Source organism: Saccharopolyspora spinosa NRRL 18395, from assembly GCF_000194155.1.
Classification (GTDB): domain Bacteria; phylum Actinomycetota; class Actinomycetes; order Mycobacteriales; family Pseudonocardiaceae; genus Saccharopolyspora; species Saccharopolyspora spinosa.
The window spans coordinates 893050-910757 of the sequence record NZ_GL877878.1; the positions used below are offsets into that span (position 1 = coordinate 893050).

The 17708-nt window shown below is 69.2% G+C and carries 16 protein-coding genes and 1 pseudogene; 12 read left to right on the forward strand and 5 right to left on the reverse strand.

What is annotated here, in order from left to right; genetic code table 11:
* Positions 1–45: 45 nt before the first annotated feature.
* Both SSPN_RS0104410 and SSPN_RS0104415 read right to left on the reverse strand, forming a co-directional pair.
* On the reverse strand, positions 46–2136 hold the full coding sequence (locus SSPN_RS0104410; RefSeq protein ID WP_010692577.1) for an FUSC family protein: 2091 nt from the start codon (positions 2134–2136) through the stop codon (positions 46–48).
* Between the two features lie 180 nt (positions 2137–2316).
* Positions 2317–2907, reverse strand: a complete 591-nt coding sequence (locus SSPN_RS0104415) for a TetR/AcrR family transcriptional regulator (protein ID WP_010692578.1) — start codon at positions 2905–2907, stop codon at positions 2317–2319.
* 269 nt (positions 2908–3176) lie between these two features.
* Here SSPN_RS0104415 and egtA point away from each other — a divergent pair, with 269 nt between their 5' ends.
* From egtA to SSPN_RS0104440, 5 genes are all read left to right on the forward strand, one after another.
* A complete protein-coding gene (gene egtA / locus SSPN_RS0104420; RefSeq protein WP_010692579.1) occupies positions 3177–4406 on the forward strand; it encodes an ergothioneine biosynthesis glutamate--cysteine ligase EgtA in 1230 nt (409 codons plus the stop codon).
* A gap of 17 nt (positions 4407–4423) precedes the next feature.
* Complete coding sequence (gene egtB / locus SSPN_RS0104425; RefSeq protein WP_010692580.1) at positions 4424–5761, forward strand: ergothioneine biosynthesis protein EgtB; 1338 nt, start codon at positions 4424–4426, stop codon at positions 5759–5761.
* 3 nt (positions 5762–5764) lie between these two features.
* On the forward strand, positions 5765–6517 hold the full coding sequence (gene egtC / locus SSPN_RS0104430; RefSeq protein ID WP_029534964.1) for an ergothioneine biosynthesis protein EgtC: 753 nt from the start codon (positions 5765–5767) through the stop codon (positions 6515–6517).
* Positions 6514–7485, forward strand: coding sequence for an L-histidine N(alpha)-methyltransferase (gene egtD / locus SSPN_RS0104435; protein WP_010692582.1), 972 nt, complete (start codon positions 6514–6516; stop codon positions 7483–7485). The genes egtC and egtD overlap by 4 nt, the downstream gene beginning before the upstream one ends.
* Before the next feature lie 120 nt (positions 7486–7605).
* Positions 7606–7944 carry a hypothetical protein gene (locus tag SSPN_RS0104440; protein WP_010692583.1) on the forward strand — a complete coding sequence of 113 codons (339 nt, stop codon included), beginning with the start codon at positions 7606–7608 and terminating at the stop codon, positions 7942–7944.
* Between the two features lie 54 nt (positions 7945–7998).
* Here SSPN_RS0104440 and SSPN_RS0104445 read toward each other — a convergent pair whose 3' ends face one another.
* On the reverse strand, positions 7999–8232 hold the full coding sequence (locus SSPN_RS0104445) for a hypothetical protein (RefSeq protein WP_010692584.1): 234 nt from the start codon (positions 8230–8232) through the stop codon (positions 7999–8001).
* Between the two features lie 569 nt (positions 8233–8801).
* On the opposite strand from SSPN_RS0104445, the pseudogene SSPN_RS50385 reads away from it, so the two are divergent.
* Positions 8802–9385: pseudogene (locus SSPN_RS50385) on the forward strand (aldehyde dehydrogenase family protein); the annotation flags it as partial.
* Positions 9386–9554: 169 nt separating this feature from the next.
* Positions 9555–10910, forward strand: a complete 1356-nt coding sequence (locus tag SSPN_RS0104455; protein WP_010692586.1) for a PrsW family intramembrane metalloprotease — start codon at positions 9555–9557, stop codon at positions 10908–10910.
* A 3-nt stretch (positions 10911–10913) separates the two neighbouring features.
* Here SSPN_RS0104455 and SSPN_RS0104460 read toward each other — a convergent pair whose 3' ends face one another.
* Positions 10914–12419 (reverse strand): ArnT family glycosyltransferase, encoded by a 1506-nt coding sequence (locus tag SSPN_RS0104460; protein ID WP_010692587.1) that lies wholly within the window; start codon positions 12417–12419, stop codon positions 10914–10916.
* Between the two features lie 101 nt (positions 12420–12520).
* On the opposite strand from SSPN_RS0104460, the gene SSPN_RS48620 reads away from it, so the two are divergent.
* Entirely contained in the window at positions 12521–12778 is a 258-nt protein-coding gene (locus SSPN_RS48620) for a hypothetical protein (protein WP_010692588.1), read from the forward strand.
* A gap of 106 nt (positions 12779–12884) precedes the next feature.
* Complete coding sequence (locus tag SSPN_RS50390) at positions 12885–13475, forward strand: ABC transporter permease (protein ID WP_272941747.1); 591 nt, start codon at positions 12885–12887, stop codon at positions 13473–13475.
* Positions 13476–13740: 265 nt separating this feature from the next.
* Here the strand turns inward: SSPN_RS50390 and SSPN_RS0104475 are convergent, their stop codons facing one another.
* On the reverse strand, positions 13741–15135 hold the full coding sequence (locus tag SSPN_RS0104475; RefSeq protein ID WP_029534967.1) for an IS1380 family transposase: 1395 nt from the start codon (positions 15133–15135) through the stop codon (positions 13741–13743).
* Positions 15136–15439: 304 nt separating this feature from the next.
* On the opposite strand from SSPN_RS0104475, the gene SSPN_RS42450 reads away from it, so the two are divergent.
* The 3 genes from SSPN_RS42450 (at position 15440) to SSPN_RS0104490 (ending at position 17697) form a co-directional block, all read left to right on the forward strand.
* Positions 15440–16396, forward strand: coding sequence for an FAD-dependent oxidoreductase (locus SSPN_RS42450; protein ID WP_083821598.1), 957 nt, complete (start codon positions 15440–15442; stop codon positions 16394–16396).
* Positions 16397–16477: 81 nt separating this feature from the next.
* Positions 16478–16897: a CBS domain-containing protein gene (locus SSPN_RS0104485; RefSeq protein WP_010692592.1), complete on the forward strand. Its 420-nt coding sequence runs from the start codon at positions 16478–16480 to the stop codon at positions 16895–16897.
* Between the two features lie 143 nt (positions 16898–17040).
* On the forward strand, positions 17041–17697 hold the full coding sequence (locus SSPN_RS0104490; protein ID WP_010692593.1) for a response regulator: 657 nt from the start codon (positions 17041–17043) through the stop codon (positions 17695–17697).
* Positions 17698–17708: the final 11 nt, after the last annotated feature.

The window sequence follows — 17708 nt, forward strand, 5'->3', positions numbered from 1 at the left end:
GATCGCCGCTCAGCCCACCGGGTGATCGCCGGTTCGAGCGAGAGCTCAGCCGACCTGTTGTTTGTCGGAGGTGGCCGCGCCGAGCTCGCGGGCCAGGTCTTCGACGACCTGCGTGGTGCGGTCGAGCCAGCGGATGCTGCGGTGCAGGGAAGTGGGGCCGTCGGTCAGCGATTCGGCGATGTCGTGCAGGGCGTCGGCCGTGTGGTGCGCCGAGGCCATCGCCGCTTCGAAGCTGACCTGGGCCTCGTCGGTCATCGACTCCACCGCGTCGGCCAGCGCCCAAAGCAGTTCGGAAAGCCGGTTGCGCGTGTCGTCGTCGACCATGTCCACAGTGGCCGACAGCGCCACCGCCAGGTTGCGCACGTAGTAGGCGCAGCCGCTGAGCATCGCCACCGACCGCTGGACCTGGCTTCGCCGGGAGCGCAGCCGGTAGCTGGTCAGCGGCTTCGCGCTGTTGATCACCCGCTGCAGCCCGTCGTCGAGCTCCCGCATCGACTCCTGCAGCCCGTTGGCCGTGGCCTGCTCGCTGATCTCGGTGCCCGTGCCGCGCAGGAAGTCGCGCAGCGACAGCAGGAAGTCCTGGATGTTGTCGCGGACCAGGGTGCGGGTGCGGGTGGGCAGCACGAACACCGCCGCCAGCACACCCGCCGCCGCGCCGACCGCCGTCTCCCACAGGCGCTCCTCCAGGACCGCCACGTCGAAGGTGCCGAGCATCCCGTAGAGCGCGCCGAGCAAGGTGGTGATGAAGAACGTCATCACCGCGTAGGAGTAGCCCGCGAAGTAGAAGCCGAGGAACACGCAGACCAGGATCATCGCGATCTCGGCCGGGGTGTTGCCAGCGATCTGCGCGGCGACCAGGATGCCCGTCACCACCCCGAGCATGGTGCCCGCGGTGCGCTGCCACGCCCGGACCAGTAGCTCGCCGCGGCTGTTGGTGCTGATGAACACTACGAACGCGGTGATCACCGCCCAGTACCACCGGTTCGGGGACACGAGCTGGCCGAACATGATCGCCAGCGCCGTCGCGCAGGTCACCTGGATCGCCATCCGCAGCTCCGGCCGCTGCAGCCCGGTCTCGCCTTCGCCGTCGGCCGATTCCGGTTCCTCGGCCGATTCCGGTGCTTCCTCGACCTGGCGCTCCCCGCCGAGTTCGCCGGTCGCGTCGGCCAGTTCCGCGAGCCTTGCGCCGAGCCGCCGCACCGCCATCGCGACCTCCACCGAACCCTGCTGCTCGATCCGCTCGGCGACCAGCCGGGTGGCGTCCCGGATTTCCTCCGGCTCGGCACGCAACACCGCGAGCAGCGCGCGGATCGCGTGCGGCACGGTGTCGCCGCCGCTGGGGTGGTCGACCAGTCGCATCAGCGGGGTGAGCAGGTTCTCGGCCGCGAGCTCGACGTCCAGGATGCGCTGCCGCAGCAGCTCGCGGCCGGCCTCGTCGAGGGTGTCAAGCTGGCCTACGGTGTTCTCCAGCATCAGCGAGGTCTCGTTGAGCCGGACCGAGCGGTTGTGCAGTTCACGGCGGCGCTGCGTCGAATCCGGGTGCTCGGCGACGTCGCGCACCGCGTGCAGCAGGCCGTGCACCTGGGCGAGCAGCGTGCGGCGGCCGCGTTCGAGCACGCCTTCGGGATCGTCGCGCAGCACCACGAACCGCATCACGAACGCGGACAGTGCCCCTGCGACTGCAGCCGCGATCAGCGCGGGCAGCTGCGGCAGCTGCGGGCCCAGGAACATCGCGAAGAAGTAGCCCATGAACGCGACCATGCCCAGCGGGAAGAACCGCGGGCCGAACCGCCGGATGTAGGTGGCCGCGAAGATCACCACCAGGAACAGCAGGCTGTGCAGCAGCGGCCACGGCGCGGTGAGGATCGACAGCAGCAGCGCGACCGCCGCGGGCAGCGGCATCAGCAGGTTGGTGATCTGCTGTTGTCGCCGGTCCGGGTCGTTGACGCCGAGCGAGGAGTTGATCGCCACCACCGCGCCGATCATCGCCAGCGGCAGCGGCTGCCCCCACCACGCGAGCAGCGGCAGCATGACCACGATCGCGAGCGCGACCGACAACGTCACCCGAGCTGCGGTGCGCAGTCGGCGCAGGGATGGGTCGGAAGCGAGGAAGCGGTTCCACCACTCGCTCCACATGCGCCGCACCGATCCTTAGCCCTCGTCTCCGAACTCAATTCTGCACGGCGATACGAGCAGCGGAACCTCGGACGCCGCCTGAACTCCGGGAAGTCCGAGCGGCCGTGCTCACGGGACGACCTCTGAGAAACCCGCGGCGGTGGGAGCTGGAGCGCCGATTCGAGGGCACCGACCCGGCCCTCAGCCGCCGCGGTGGCGGCGGACGCTCTCCTCGACAAGGTCCAGCACCGAGCCGAGGTGCGCGGCAGGCAGGCCCATCGCCAGGTGCGACAGGAGACCTTCCAGTACCAGCTCCAGGTAGGCGGTCAGCACGTCCACGTCGACGTCGTCCCGGAGGTTCCCGGCGTCGCGCTGCCACTTCAGGCGGGCGCGGGTGGCCGCGGTCAACTGCTCGGAGCGCTGTGCCCAGCGCGCCCGGAACTCCTCGTCGGTGCGCAGCCGGCGGGACACCTCCAGGCGGGCGCCGAGCCAGTCCACGCCGGGGGCGTCGCCGCCGTCGGCGGGATCGTCGAGTAGGTTGCGCATCACCTGCACCAACCCCTGCTCGGCGACCACGTCGGCCATCCGGGTCGCGTCGTCCTCGGCCAGCGCGAGGAACAACGATTCCTTGTCCTTGAAGTGGTGGAAGATCGCGCCGCGGGACAGTCCGGTCGCTTCTTCCAGCCGTCGTACGGTGGCGCCTTCGTAGCCGAAGCGTGCGAAGCACGACCGGGAGCCGTCGAGGATCTGACGGCGCCGGGCGTCGAGGTGGTCTTGGCTGACCCGAGGCATGGTCTGATCGTCCCAGGTCCGGCCGCCACATTGCAATCCGTACGTACGTTTTGCTGCGCTGTCCCACCCCCTGGTGGGACCTTCCGAATCGTATGGTCGCCACACCCAGCGGAGTCGTTACTCGTGCGCCGGTCGCGATTCGGGAAAAGGGGGGCGGGGAAACGACATTTCCCGTTCTCGTAGCAGTTGTCGGGATCAAGAACAAGGGTCGCGGACGTCAGAGGGGAGCGGTAGCGTCGGTAACCGGCAAATTACAGGAGGTGATCACATTGCCCGTTTCGACCGATCCTGCAGCCGCTGACTTCCCGTCCTCCCGGGTCCGTACCCGGGCCGAGGCGGAGGCCTACGTGGCGTCGGTGTGCTTCAAGCACGGCCCACCGCGACTGCTCGGCGTCGAACTCGAATGGACCGTGCACCACTCCGACGACCCGACCCGAACGCTCGACCCGGCGACGCTGATCGCCGCGCTCGGCCCGCACGCCCCGCGCTCCCTGGTCCCCGACAGCCCGCGGCGGAAGTTGCCCAACGGCTCCGTGCTCACCGTCGAACCCGGTGGCCAGGTCGAGGTCTCCAGCCTTCCCACCACGTCCATGCGGTCGCTGTTCGAAGTCGTCGCAGCCGACGCCGAATACGTCGAGCGCCGGTTGCGCGCCGCCGGGTTGGTACTCGGCGACCAGGGCACCGACCCGTGGCGGTACCCGAACCGGATCCTGCAGGTCCCGCGTTACGCCGCGATGGAAACCGCCTTCGATCGCATCGGCCTGGACGGCCGGTTGATGATGTGCAGCACCGCTGGGGTGCAGGTCTGCCTCGACGCCGGCGAACCAGACCGGGTGGCCGCTCGCTGGGCTGCGCTGCACGCGCTGGGGCCGGTGATGATGGCGATGTTCGCGAACTCGCCAATGCTGTTCGGCGAACGCACCGGTTGGGTATCCACCCGCACCCGCGCGCTGCTGCGCACCGATCCGCCGCGCACCCGGCCCGGCCCGATCACAGTCGACCCGGCCGCCGGCTGGGCCAAGCGGGTGCTCGACACCGCGATCGTGTGCCAGCGCCGCGACAACGGCGACTGGACGGCGCCCAGCGGCGTCAGCTTCGCCGAGTGGATCCACGGCGCGCTGCCGGATCGGCCCACCCGCGACGATCTCGACTACCACCTGTCCACGGTGTTCCCACCGGTGCGGCCGCGCGGCTACTTCGAGGTTCGCTACCTCGATGCGCAGCCCGGCCAGGACTGGATGCTGCCCGCCGGGGCGCTGATCGCGCTGTTCCGCGAGGAATCCACGGTGGACAAGGTGCTCTCGGTGGCGTCACCGGCGGTCGGCCGCTGGGTGCACGCCGCACGGCACGGCCTGCGGGACCGGGCGTTGGCGCGCACCGCCCGCGATGTCTTCGGCCTGGCGTGCCGGCACTTGCAGGATCTGGACAGCCCGCCGGGACTGCCCGACCGGCTGGCGGATTTCGTGGCGAAGCGGCTCGCTGCAGCCGACGAACGCTGAAGAACCGGAGGTGACCGGTGGGAAGCACGCAAGATCTGGCCGATCTGGGGATATCGAACTTGCGCTCGCACGTGGCCGCCGAACTGGCGCGCACCCGCGAGCGCAGCGCGGTGCTGACCGACGCCGTCGACGACGAGGACCTCGTTAAACAGCATTCGCCGTTGATGTCGCCGCTGGTCTGGGACCTGGCGCACATCGGCAGCCAGGAGGAGTTGTGGCTGGTGCGCGATGTCGGCGGCGCACCGGCGATCCGCCCGGACATCGACAACCTCTACGACGCCTTCCAGCACACCCGCGCCGACCGCCCGCAACTGCCGCTGCTGGGGCCGGCCGAGGCGCGCGACTACGTCGGGACGGTGCGTACGAAGGTCTTCGACCTGATCGACCGAGTTCCACTCGGGGGGCGGCGGCTGGTCGAGCACGCCTTCGCATTCGGCATGATCGTGCAGCACGAGCAGCAGCACGATGAAACGATGCTGGCCACCCACCAGTTGCGGGACGGGCCACCGGCCCTCACCGCGGAACCGCCGCCGCCCGGTGCCGCAGCGCTCCCGGCCGAGGTGTTCGTGCCCGGCGGGCCGTTCACGATGGGCACTTCGGCGGAACCCTGGGCACTGGACAACGAGCGACCGGCGCACCAAGTGCACGTCGACGACTTCTACCTCGACAGCACGCCGGTCACCAACGGCGCGTACTTGGCTTTCATCGACGCCGGTGGGTACGACGATCCGCGCTGGTGGAGCGACGCGGGCTGGGCGTACCGGCAACGCGCCGAGCTGCGGGCGCCGCGGTTCTGGCGCCTCGACGGCGACCGGTGGCTGCGGCGCAGGTTCGGCCACGTCGAACCGGTACCGCCGGACGAGCCGGTGGTGCACGTCAGCTTCCACGAAGCCGCGGCGTACGCGGCGTGGGCGGGCAAGCGGCTGCCCACCGAATCCGAGTGGGAGAAGGCCGCGCGCTTCGATCCCGCCAGTGGCCGGTCCCGCCGGTACCCGTGGGGCGACGACGATCCGCGGCCCGAACACGCCAACCTCGGCCAACGGCACCTGCAACCGGCACCCGCCGGGGCGTATCCGGACGGGGCCGCGCCGTGCGGCGCGCGGCAGCTCATCGGCGACGTGTGGGAGTGGACGGCGACGGATTTCCTGCCATATCCAGGCTTTTCGGCCTTCCCGTACCGCGAGTACTCCGAGGTGTTCTTCGGGGCCGACTACAAGGTGCTGCGCGGCGGTTCCTTCGGCACCGACGCCACCGCGTGCCGCGGCACCTTCCGGAACTGGGACTACCCGATCCGGCGGCAGGTCTTCGCCGGATTCCGGTGCGCCCGGACACCACGACGCGGGGAGCGCGACTGACCGATGTGCCGACACCTGGGGTATCTGGGGCCAGCTGTGTCGCTGGCGGAACTGCTGCTCGAACCGGACCATTCGCTGCTGGAGCAGGCGTGGGCGCCCGACGACATGCGCGGCGGCGGCACGGTCAACGCCGACGGCTTCGGCGTCGGCTGGTACCGGCCGGACGGCTCCACCGCCAGCTACCGCGCCGCGGTTCCGATGTGGGTCGACGGATCCTTCCGGCAGGTCGCCGCGGACGTGCGCAGCGGCGCGGTTGTCGCGGCGGTCCGCTCGGCGACCGTCGGGATGCCAGTGGTGCCTGGCGCGTGCGCCCCGTTCACCGACGACACCTGGCTGTTCAGCCACAACGGCCGGGTCACCGGCTGGCCCGATTCGCTGGCGAAACTGGCCGCCCGAGTGGAAGTCGTGGATCTGCTGACTCTGGATGCGTCGACCGACTCGGCGCTGTTGTGGGCGTTGCTGCGGCAGCGGTTGGTCGAGGGGGCGGAGCCGGACCAGGCGGTGCAGGAGCTTGTCGGCGAGGTCGTCGCCACCGCGCCGGATTCGCGGCTGAACCTGCTGCTCTCCGACGGTACCCGGCTCATTGCCACCACCTGGACGCATTCTTTGTGGGTGCGCCGCACCGAGACGGCGGTGGCGGTGGCCTCCGAGCCGTTCGGCGCGGACACCGGCTGGATGGAGGTCCCGGACCGGTGCCTGCTCGTCGCGGACACCGAGAACGTGCAGGTGTCGTCGTTGTCGGAAGGAGAGCGATGAGCGAGCCGGAACTGGTAGTCCGATTCACCGAGGAAGACGCGGCCCGCGAACTGCGCACCGAGGTCCGCGTGGGCTTGACTGACAGCCCGAAGTGGTTGTCGCCCAAGTGGTTCTACGACGCCGTCGGCAGCGACCTCTTCGATCAGATCACGGTCCTGCCGGAGTACTACCAGACCCGGGCCGAGCAGCAGATCCTCCAGCAGCGCGCCCTGGAGGTCGCCGAGATCACCGGCGCGGCCACCCTGGTCGAGCTCGGGTCCGGTTCGTCGGAGAAGACCCGGCTGCTGCTGGACGCGTTGCGCAAGAACGAAACCCTGGAGCGGTTCGTGCCGCTGGACGTCTCGGGCTCCGCGCTGCGCGCCGCGGTGGAGTCCATCGCGCTGGACTACCCGGAACTCCACGTGCGCGGCGTCGTCGACGACTTCACCAGCGGTCTCTCCGCGTTGAACGCGGGCGCCAAGCGGCTGGTCGCGTTCCTCGGCGGCACGATCGGGAACCTGCTCCCCGCCGAGCGCGCCCGGTTCTTCGCCGCCGTGCGCGCGGCGCTGCGGCCGGGGGAGTGGCTGCTGCTGGGCACCGACCTGGTGAAGGACCCCGACCGGCTGGTCCGTGCCTACGACGACGCGCGGGGCGTGACCGCGGAGTTCAACCGCAACGTGCTGCGGGTCCTCAACCGGGAACTCGGCGCCGACTTCGAGCCCGAGAACTTCCGGCACGTGGCGTTGTGGAACGCCGAGCATGAGTGGATCGAGATGCGGCTGCGGGCGCAGCGGCCGATGCGGGTCGGGCTGCCGGAACTGGGGTTGACGGCGGATTTCGCCGAGGGCGAGGAGATCCGCACCGAGGTCTCGGCGAAGTTCCGGCACGATCGCGTCCGCGACGAGCTCGCGGTGGCAGGCTTCGAGCTGCACCGCTGGTGGCTGGACGACGCGGCGGATTTCGCGCTCTCCCTGGCCGCTGCGCGGTAGGGCCGATCGGTGAATCCGCCGGTGATCACCCCACCAGCGGGTGATCAGGGTGGCGCGTGCTGCCGGGCGCACGACTATTGCGGCGTAGTGTCCGTTTTTTCCGAAGAAGGGACGATTTCGATGCGGCTACGCGCAATTGTCACCGCGGCTCTCGGTACGGCCGGTCTGCTGCTCACGCTGCCCGGTTCCGCGCTCGCGGCGCAGGGCGAGTTCATCTACTCGTTCGACCGGTCCGGCGCGGTCCAGCGGGATGGGCTCTTCGATCCGGCCGGGCGGTTCTGCCACCGGCTCGACCTGCCCAACCGGTTCGTCCCGGCCTACCGGGTGCAGAACCGGACCGACGCCACGGCGGTCGTCTACCTGGACGACAGCTGCGCCACGGACGTGTTCTACGTGCTGCGGCCCGGCGAGAGCGCCCCGGCTGGGGTCAAGGTGCGATCGGTGACGTTCTCGCGCTGATCTGCTTCGACGAACCGCACCTGTCCGGTCTCCGGGCAGGTGCGGTTCGTGTTGTCATGGCGAACCTGGGAGCGTGCTCGCGGTGCCGCCGGGGTAGCTGAGGCAGCCCACGCACGGCATGCCGGCAAGTTTCGTGGACACCTCGGCGACGGTCGCGGGTATCTCCAGGCCGCAGAACGTCAGCCAGTGCTCCGGGAGGCCGCTCTCAGGGGCGGTCGAGAGGTGCGCTTGGCGGCGGGATTCGCCTACCACCCCGAACGCGAAGCGCACCACCACTGTGCCGTTCATGAGGCGCTCCCGTCGAGTCGTCCGGCCACGGGAACGACATCCCCGCGCGGAGTGTCGATCGGTCCGCCATCGCGCTGGCGTTGCTGGTGTTCGGCAGTTTGCCGGTGGTCCTTGGATCGGAACATCTTCCCCACCTCCGCGAACGGGACTGGCGCACGGGCGACACGTGACGTGCGGTGGGCGGGCATGACCCATTCAGCCCAACGATCTCCTGGGAAGATGATCGACCCTTCACCTGAACTGGGGGTGAACCGGGTCGGCGCGCACGCACCGTCATCAGGGAGCCGACGGTCCGTTGTGCGAAGCAAGTGATTGCGCGAGAAATCAACTGGCGTTGCGTTCTTCTCCGCGGTGATCTCGCCGAAGCCGGCCACGCACCGACAGCCACTGGGGGGAGGTGCCGTTGGTGCGCGGCCAGCGGCCTCAGGCTACACCCGCCACCACGGCACCTTTCTCGGGATGAGCGTGGTGGCCGCGAGTGTTTTGGTTGGTGCAGTTGCTTCGCAACGCAGGCATGCGGTTCAGTCCTGGCGAACTAACTTCGGGGGCTCGGAACCGGGCTGTGTGCGCCGCTTTGGTTCGTGCCCAACGCCATCGCCTGCGGCACCACCGTGGTGCTCAAGCCCAGCGAGCAGGATCCGTCGGCGGCGAACTCATCGCGCAGTTGTGGCAGGAGGCGGGGCTGCCCGACGGCCTGTTCAACGTGGTGCACGGCGACAAGGTCGCGGTCGACGCGCTGCTGGCGCACCCGACGGTGCGGGCCGTGTCGTTCGGCGGCTCCACGCCGGTGGCGCGGTACGTCTACGAGACCGGCACTGGCAACGGCAAGCGGGTGCAGGCGCTCGGCGGGGAGAAGAACCACATGGTGGTGCTGCCGGACGCCGACCTCGACCTGGCCGCCGACGCCGCGGTGTCCGCCGGGTTCGGCTCGGCAGGGGAGCGGTGCATGGCCATCTCCGCGGTCGTCGCCGTCGACCCGGTCGGCGACGAGCTCGTCGCCAAGATCGCCGAGCGGATGGCCAAGCTCAGCGTCGGTGACGGTCGGCGCAACTGCGACATGGGCCCGCTGGTCACCGCCGCCCACCGGGACCGCGTGACGTCCTTTGTGGACGCTGCGGTCGAGGCGGGCGCCGAGTTGGTGGTGGACGGGCGCGCGACCACACGTCGCTGCGGCCCTTCATCGCCCTGCCCACCGAGTAAGAACAGGCCGCCGGGATGTGGGTGGTGTTGTGCGTGCGGCTGGGCGACTACGACGTCAAACCGGACGTGGAGCACAACACCCCTCGGGGCAGATCCGGAGGTCATCTCTTACGCTCGCGGGCATGCCCGCACTCAGTCCTCGGTCCGTCCTGGAAGGCCGCAGCTCCAACCGCGCGCCGATAGCGCTGATCATCGGCCTGGTGGTGTCCGGTTTCTGCCTGCTGCTGGCGCTCGCCTTCTACCTGCTGCAGGGCGGGCCGGTGAACGTCGTGATCGGCACCGCGCTGGCGCTGCCGACCGCGGTCGTGCTCATCGCGCTGATCCTGCTCATCGACAGGTTGGAGCCGGAGCCGCAGCTCAGCCTGTGGCTGGCCTTCGGCTGGGGTGCCGGGGTCGCCATCATCGGCGCGCTGATCGTGAACACCGGCAGCGAGCTCCTGATGGCTCCGGCGCTGGGTGCCGAGGTCGCTTCGGTGATCACGGTGTCGGTCGTGGCCCCGGTGGTCGAGGAAAGCTTCAAGGGTGCGCTGCTGCTGTACTTGCTGTGGGTGCGGCGGCACGAGATCGACGGGCCGACCGACGGCATCGTGTACGCCGGGATGTGCGGGCTGGGCTTCGCGTTGGTCGAGAACGTCCTCTATTACATGCAGGGATTGGGCGCGGAGACCGGGGAGATCTGGGGGACGGTGCTGATCCGCGGCGTGATCGCGCCGCTCGGGCATCCGCTTTACACCGCGATGACCGGGCTCGGCGTCGCCTACGCCGCGACGCACCGCGGCCCGGGCCGGTTCTTCGCGGTGGTCGGCGGATGGTGCGGCGCGGTCTTCCTGCACGCGCTGTGGAACGGCAGCCTGACGTTCGCCGGTTTCCTGGGCATGGTGGTGGCGTACCTGGTTGATTTCCTGGTGCTGGTCGCGTTGGTCGTGGTCGTGGTGCTGGACCGCAAGCGGCTGGTGCACCTGATCCGCAAGTACCTGCCCGCCTACATCCCGAGCGGCTTGGTGCAGCCCAACGACGTGCAGATGCTCGGCAGCCTCGCCGGGCGGCGGAAGGCCCGGCACTGGGCGCGCGCGCAGGCGGGCGCGAACGGGGCGCGGGCGATGGGTGACTATCAGTTGGCGGCAACCGAACTGGCACTCTTGCACGCGCACGCGGAGAAGGAGACGATCCCGCCGGAGAAGTTCTTCGCCAGGCGGGAGGCCATCTTGGGGTTGATGCGGACTGCGCGGGACGCGTTCTTCCGGCGGATGCCGCAGGCGCCCCCGCCGCCGTGGGCGCGGCAGGAGCGGTCCGGCTTTTTCGCACCACCGGCGCAGCTGGCATCGGGCCAGCTGCCGACCTACCAGCCGCGCCCGTCGGGCTTCGGTGGCCCGCCGCCCGGCGGGTTCCCGCCCGGCGGGCACCGTCCGCCGGGGCATCCGCCGCAGCCGCCGGGCCCTAATGGCCCTCGGCCCGGCGGGCCTTGGGGACCTCGCTGAGCGTCACATGGTGCGGATCTGCGGCCACAGCGTGTGCCACGGCTGCTTCGGGTTCTGGTAGAGCGTGATCGTGTTGCTCTGGACCATGTTGACCAGGCCGGTCTCGATCTCGCCGAGCTCGCGCGACTGTCCGAAGTGGTCGGCCAGCGGGTGTTGCTTCCCGATGTACAGCACGGTGTCGGCGTCGTCCGGTGGTGCACCGAAGAACCAGTAGCCGCGGTGCGGGCTGTAGGTGCGTGGCAGGCCGGCTTTCCGGCCGCGGACGTCGAGAGCTCCGGCCAGGTAGTAGCTCTCGGCGACGATCACCGTGCGGCGCTGCTGCTCGGCCGGTAGCGCTCGGTATGCGTGGGCGACGGATTCGGTCAGCTCCGGCCAGCCGGTCTCGTAGAGGCGGGCGTAGCTGGGGAACTCGGGATGGCGGGCGAGGAATCCCAGCGGGTAGATCGGCAGCGCCACCAGTGGCAGGACCGCCGACAGCAGGTATGCGGGCCACAGCAGCTTCCCAGAGTGTCGCTGCAGCCCGGTGGCCGCCGCGGCGAAGAGCAGCCCGAACAGGCCCGCGACGTAGTTCGGACGGCCGCCGGCTACCAGGAAGAACAGGAACACCGCGGTCGTGCCCCAGCCGAGGAACCGGAACGGGGCCAGCTCCGGGGCTCGCAGGAGCCGGACGAGGCCGTAGCAGCAGGACACCGCGCCCACCACCAGACCGGCGTAGAGGAGGGCGGTGGGCAGCAGGAACAGCCGGTCGTTCTCGCTGTTGACCGCGGAGCTCATGTCCAGGGCGGGCCAGCCGTTCGCGGCTTGCCACCACAGCGTTGGGATAGCCGTGACCAGCGGGATCGCGGCGGCCAGCCACAGCATGGGCCGGGTGAAGAGGGATCTGGGTCCGGTGCACGCGATGCTCAGGAGGAGTGCCGTGACCAGGACGACCACCTGGAACTTCGTCTGTACCGCGAGGGTGGTGAGCAGGCCGATTCCGAGCAGCAGCCGGTCGCGGGTGATTCCGCCGTGCCTCAGCCTGGCCCAGCGGATCAGCAGCCAGAGCATCGCCGTCCACTGGAGGAGCTCCATTGTGGACGCCGTCAGCCAGTGCCCGTTGAGCAGGATCCACGGGGACAGCGGATAGGCCGTCGCGGCGAGGGCTTGGGCTTTCCGGTTCCCGCCCAGTTCTCGGGAGATCAGGGCGGTGATGATCGCACCGAGTGCTGTTGCCACGGCTGGGAGCAGCCGGAAGGCGAACGGGGAATCGGGAAACATCCGGTCGAGGAATGCGGCGAGCAGGGGGACCAGCGGTTGTTGGTCCATGTATCCCCAAGCCGGGTAGTACTTTCCGGCGGCCAGGAAGTAGAGCTCGTCGGTGACGTAGCCGTAACTCGTTGTGAGGGCCATCAGCAGCCCTGCGACCAGCGCCGCGACGGTCAGGACCGGGGTGCGGGCGAACGGTGCGAGGGGGCGGGGAATGCGGTCCGTGGTTTCCGCGTCCAGGGTGGTTCCGGAATTTGTGGACATTTGCTCCCCGTGCATTGCGCGTTCGCGGGGATTTTAGTCGCAGCGGCAGGGGAATGGCGTCGATCTTGGGCGCGGGGCCGTGAGTGTGACAACGCCGGGAAGTGTCGGCACTGCCAGACGACGCGGGTCCGGTCAGCAGGGTGTCGGGCACTGGTTCCTCGCGTACACCCTTTCGCTGGCGCTGGTACGTCGAGCTGCTACACAGCCTGGAGTTCCTGAGCTCGTTCGCGCTCAGCCTCGGCGTCGCGGCTGCCGCTGCGGCGGTGTCCACGCTGCTCGGGCTGGGCGCGGGGCTGGCGATCGTGCTCGGCATCGGGTTGCTGGGCTCGCGCAGCTTGGCCTGGTGTCCAGCCCGGTGACGCTGCGGCTCTGGCGCACCTGATGCTGACCGTGCCTACACCGTTCGGCGGGTGCTCGCCGGGCTAGCGGGCCTGGACCGCTCGGCTGAGGGCGCAGCCGCAGGTCATCGGTGCGTCGCCGCCGAATGTGTTCTGGCACGTCACGCTGCCCGCGCTGCGGGGTTCGCTGATCGTCGGCGCGTTCTTCTCGCTGATCACGTCGTTCGACGACCTCACGGTCGCGTTGTTCGTGGTCACCACGGACATGCAGACGCAGCCGGTGCACATCTTCAACTACCTGCAATACAACTACGATCCCGCGGTGACCACGGCCGGCAGGCTGGTGGTGCTGTTCGCGGGGCGGTGGCGGCTGTTGTCATCGAGCGCGTCGTGGGCGGGGCGCGGCTGTTCGGGGCGGAGGCGTAGCGCTGAACGCCGTGCCGGGGCCGCCGGTTTGGGTTACAACGGGCGCATGGCGGAAAACCCGAACGATGACTCGTCCGCCCTGAAGCCGGGACAGGTCGAGTCCAAGGACAACGGGGAGCGGTTCGGCCGCTCCGCCGGCGGATGCCTGGTGCAGCTGCGCCGCCGGATTTCCGAGCCGGGGTTCGTCGTCACCGTGGACGCCGAACCCCGGCCGGGCGTGCCGACCGAGTTGATCACCCACGAGTGGGGCGCGGCCAACGCCGCGTTCGACCGGTTCATGCACGAATACTGACTCATCCGTCCACAAAGGACCTCTGAGTTCGAGTGCAAGTCTTCGTGTCGCCCACAGGCACGATGACTCGCGCTGGGGGTTTTGCGGCCAAACCAGACTTGGATTCAATATCCCGGATCCACCGAATTGGTTTTGGTTTGGGTTGTTGATCAAGGTTGGGGGGGTGTTGATCAATAATGCTGGTGGTGGGTGTGCGGGGTCCGCCGGCCTGGTGGTCCGGCTTATCCACTGCGGTCTCCGGTCGGCGCCTTGTGGGCGGGTGTGGTCAGGGGCAGGCCGTGGTCGGCGGGGAGTGGGTTGCGGTGAACAGGCTGGTGAAGGCCTGTTTCCAGTGCCAGCCGGCGGGGAGGTGTAGCACGATGCGGCGGGCGGAGCGGGCGATACGGGCCGGGATCGTGATGAGGTGCCGCCGCAGGGTGGCGGTGCGGGCTTTGGCGTGGAACTGCGATGCGAGGCTGCCCGCGGCGCGCATCAGGTTGTGGGTCAGGGCGGCCAGGGACAGCCAGGCGCCGTTGGCGGCGAGCTGCCCGGAGGGCAGGTGGGCCGCGGCGGAGTCATTGAGGTCGGCGAAGACCTGCTCGATCGTCCCGGCGCGGCCGCGGTGCTCGGCCTCGGCGGTGAGCAGCTCGTGCGGGGAGTCGGTGAACACCGCGTGATAGCGCCAGACGGGGAACAACTCGCCGGTGGCATCGGTGGTGGTGATCCGGGTGCGGCGCACGATCAGCCGGGCGGTGACCGCACGGTCGGGATTCTGGGTGACGTTGGTGAACGCCTCCAGTGTCGTTTCGGCGATCTCGCCCTCATGGATCCACCGCTTGGCGCGGTCGTCGAAGACCGGCCGGTTGAAACGCACGGTCTGCCATGTGTCCTCGCCGATCCCGGCGATCGCGGCCTTCACGGACGCGGTGTGTTTGGCGGTGACCGAGAAATACGCCCCGGCGTTGCGGATCGCGGCGATGACCGGGCCGGTAAAAAACGCCGAATCACCCCGCACCACGATCGTCCCCGTCGCACCACACGCCCGGGCCGTGGTGATCGCCGTGGTGATCAGCGTCGCCGCGCCGCGGGCGGAATTGGCGTTACCGCCCCGCATCCGGGTCGCCGCGACCACCGGTGCCGCGGTAGGGGTGGAGATCGTGGCCATCAGATAGTTCAGGCCCCGTACCTTCGTGTACCCGTACGCCGAGCCCTGTTTACCCGCCCCGTAGACCTGTTTGATCTTCGAGTCGATATCGACGAACACCAGCTCATCGGCCTCCGGCAACAACCCGCACCGCCCGGCCAGGCGTTCCAGTATTAGCCTGCCGAGTTTCTCCAGCTGCGCCACATGCCCGTAGGTGAACCCACGCAGAAACGTGCCCAGTGTCGACGGCGCCCGGATCCCGTCGAACAACCGTGGCATGCCACCGTGACGGATCACACCCAGATCCTCGAACGAGTCCGCACCACAGGCCATCCCCGCCACGATCGAGGACACCTTCACACCGGGATTCGCCCCCGCCGACCCCACATCCGGCGACAGTTTCACCGTCTGCTGAGCCAGATCAGCCACACCGACCTGCTCGGCCAGCCGCATCACCGGTACCAATCCCACACATGACACGAGATTCGGATCATCGAACCTCACCGACACTGCGCCGGCACTATGCGATGCTTGCATCCAGCAGATGCCCTCTCATCCAGGAACCGATTGTCTCTCTCACAAAGAACAATCATCCCAGGCCAGAGGGCATCTGCCCCACCACGACACGACCCCCGCCCGCACAAACTTTCACCACAACACCGGTGGATCCGGGAATATACGTTCTAATTCATCCGAGCCGGACCCCGCCCGCCAGCTGGTGCAAAGTCACGGACAGTGGCGGAGAAAATGACGGCAAGCAACCTCGACGCCCAGGTCGGCATCATCGGGACCGGCACGATCGGCAGCACGCTCGCCTGGCACCTGACGCGCCGGAGCATCGATGTGCTGGACTTCGAGCAGTTCGCGCCCCCGCCACGACCGCGGCGCGGTGGGCGGCGAGTCGCGCCTATTCCGGCTCGCCTACGCCGAAGACGCAGTACGTGCCGCTGCTGCGCGATTCGCTGCGGCTGTGGCGGGAGCTCGAAGCGGAATCGGGGACGGCATTCTCACGCAGTGCGGCGGTCAGGCGATCGGCGACCCGGCGGAGGAGTACATTTGCGGGCTGGTCGACAGCGTCCGCAAGACCGGGGTCGCGGGCGAGGTGTTGTCGAAAGGCGAAGTCGCCCAACGGTATCCGCGGCACCGGCTGCGCGACGGCGAGGTCGCGGTGCTCGACGAGCAGGCAGGTTTCCTGCGCTGCGAGCAGGCGCTGCTGAGCGCCACCCGGGTGACCGAAGGCGCCGGGGCGAAGGTGCTGCGCTACACGGAGGTCACCGGCATCGTCGAGGACGGCGACAGCGTTCTGGTGCACACCCTTGGCGGCACGCATCAGGTCGGCGAAGTCGTGGTGTGCGGGCTCGTGGGCGTCGCGGTTCCTGCCCAGGCCGCTGACCGCCGTTTGGTGGAGCAGCGGCGGGTCCTGCTCAGCTGGTTCGGGACCGAGGCCATCGACGACTACCGGCCCGAGCGCTTTCCGATCTTCATCCACCACTCCGGTGGGGCGCACGTCTACGGAACGCGCACAGTGGATGGTGTCATGGTCAAGGTCGCCCGGCGGTCACCTCGCACCCGGTGCCGGAACCGGCGGCGGTGGGCTGGCGGCTCAGCCTCGACGAGATCCGCACCATCGCGGACGCGGTCCGGCAGATGCTGCCGGGCCGGCACCCGGAGCCGGTGCGGCCGGACGCGTTCACCCGCCTCAGTCCTCATCTGGATGGTTTCGCCTGGTCAGGGCCGTGAGCGTGCCCGGGTGTCATCTCGCCTCGACACGCCCACGGGCCCTGCGCTGCGGAAATAAGGCTGATCGGCGTGCGGTTTCGGGGGGGACCGGTGCGGGTAGTGCGAGGGCAGCTCAGCACCGCAGTCGAAAGGATCAGCCATGACCACGGCGCGCGACATCATGCATGCAGGGGCGAAGTGCATCGGTGAGGACGACAGCCTGTACACGGCCGCGCAGATGATGCGCGACCTCAAGGTCGGGTCGTTGCCGATCTGCGGTCGGGACGACCGGCTGCACGGCATCATCACAGACCGCGACATCGTCCTGCGTTGCTGCGCGGAAGGCCGCAACCCAGCCGAGATGAGGGCCGGGGAACTGGCCCAGGGCAAGCCACACTGGGTCGACGCCGGCTCCGACGTGGATCAGGTGCTGTCGATGATGGAGCAGCACCAGATCCGGCGGGTGCCGGTCATCGCCGACCACAAGCTGGTCGGCATGATCAGCGAGGCCGACCTGGCCCGGCACCTCAGTGAGGAGCAGTTGGCGCATTTCGTGGAGAGCATCTACGCGGCGAGGTGATGCCCGAGACCGGTGCCCGGCTGCCGCCGGGTGCCGGCTGGTCGCCGCCTTCGGCGGGTTCTGGCCAGCGGCCAGTAGAGGCGCTATTTATCCTGGTCAGTGCCCTCCCTAGGAATCCGGGGCGAAGGGGGCGGGAAAATCAGATGACCACACGCGTCTTCGTGGTCGACGACCACGATGTGATTCGGCGGGGCATCGCGGCCCTGGTTGGGGCCGCGAAGGACCTCGAACTGGTCGGCGAGGCCGCCACGGTTGCCGAAGCGCTGGCCTGGGTGCCGAAGGCCAACCCGGACGTCGCGGTGCTGGACGTGCGGCTGCCGGACGGCAACGGCGTCGAGCTTTGCCGCGAGCTTCAGTCTCAGCTGCCCGAGCTGCGCTGCCTGATGCTGACCTCCTTCGACGACCACGACGCCCTGATGGACGCGATCATGGCCGGCGCCGCCGGGTTCGTGCTAAAGGGCGTGGTCAGCGAGGAACTAGTCACCGCGATCCGCACCGCCGGGACCGGGCAGTCGCTGCTCAGCCCCAAGAAGACCGAGGCGATGCTGTCCTGGCTGCGCCGGGAGCAGCAGCAGACCGACCCGCTGCGCGAGCTGACCGCGCGCGAGCGGCAGGTGCTGGAACTCATCGGCGAGGGGCTCACCAACCGGGAGATCGCCAACCGCATGTTCTTAGCCGAGAAGACCATCAAGAACTACGTATCCCAGATGCTGGCCAAGCTGGCCATGCGGCACCGCAGCGAAGCGGCCGTGCTGGCCACCGAACTGCGGTTGGACCGCGATTCGCGCGGCAAGCGCTGACCGGGGCGGAG

Bases quoted from the DNA above. Each gene is read 5' to 3' on its own strand.
- SSPN_RS0104485 (WP_010692592.1), top strand. From the start codon at position 16,478: ATGACCACGGCGCGCGACATCATGCATGCAGGGGCGAAGTGCATCGGT.
- SSPN_RS0104445 (WP_010692584.1), bottom strand. From the start codon at position 8,232: ATGAACGGCACAGTGGTGGTGCGCTTCGCGTTCGGGGTGGTAGGCGAA.
- SSPN_RS0104460 (WP_010692587.1), bottom strand. From the start codon at position 12,419: ATGTCCACAAATTCCGGAACCACCCTGGACGCGGAAACCACGGACCGC.
- SSPN_RS0104490 (WP_010692593.1), top strand. From the start codon at position 17,041: ATGACCACACGCGTCTTCGTGGTCGACGACCACGATGTGATTCGGCGG.
- SSPN_RS0104475 (WP_029534967.1), bottom strand. From the start codon at position 15,135: ATGCAAGCATCGCATAGTGCCGGCGCAGTGTCGGTGAGGTTCGATGAT.
- SSPN_RS42450 (WP_083821598.1), top strand. From the start codon at position 15,440: ATGTGCTGGACTTCGAGCAGTTCGCGCCCCCGCCACGACCGCGGCGCG.
- egtD (WP_010692582.1), top strand. From the start codon at position 6,514: ATGAGCGAGCCGGAACTGGTAGTCCGATTCACCGAGGAAGACGCGGCC.
- SSPN_RS0104410 (WP_010692577.1), bottom strand. From the start codon at position 2,136: ATGTGGAGCGAGTGGTGGAACCGCTTCCTCGCTTCCGACCCATCCCTG.
- SSPN_RS0104455 (WP_010692586.1), top strand. From the start codon at position 9,555: ATGCCCGCACTCAGTCCTCGGTCCGTCCTGGAAGGCCGCAGCTCCAAC.
- SSPN_RS0104440 (WP_010692583.1), top strand. From the start codon at position 7,606: ATGCGGCTACGCGCAATTGTCACCGCGGCTCTCGGTACGGCCGGTCTG.
- SSPN_RS0104415 (WP_010692578.1), bottom strand. From the start codon at position 2,907: ATGCCTCGGGTCAGCCAAGACCACCTCGACGCCCGGCGCCGTCAGATC.
- egtC (WP_029534964.1), top strand. From the start codon at position 5,765: ATGTGCCGACACCTGGGGTATCTGGGGCCAGCTGTGTCGCTGGCGGAA.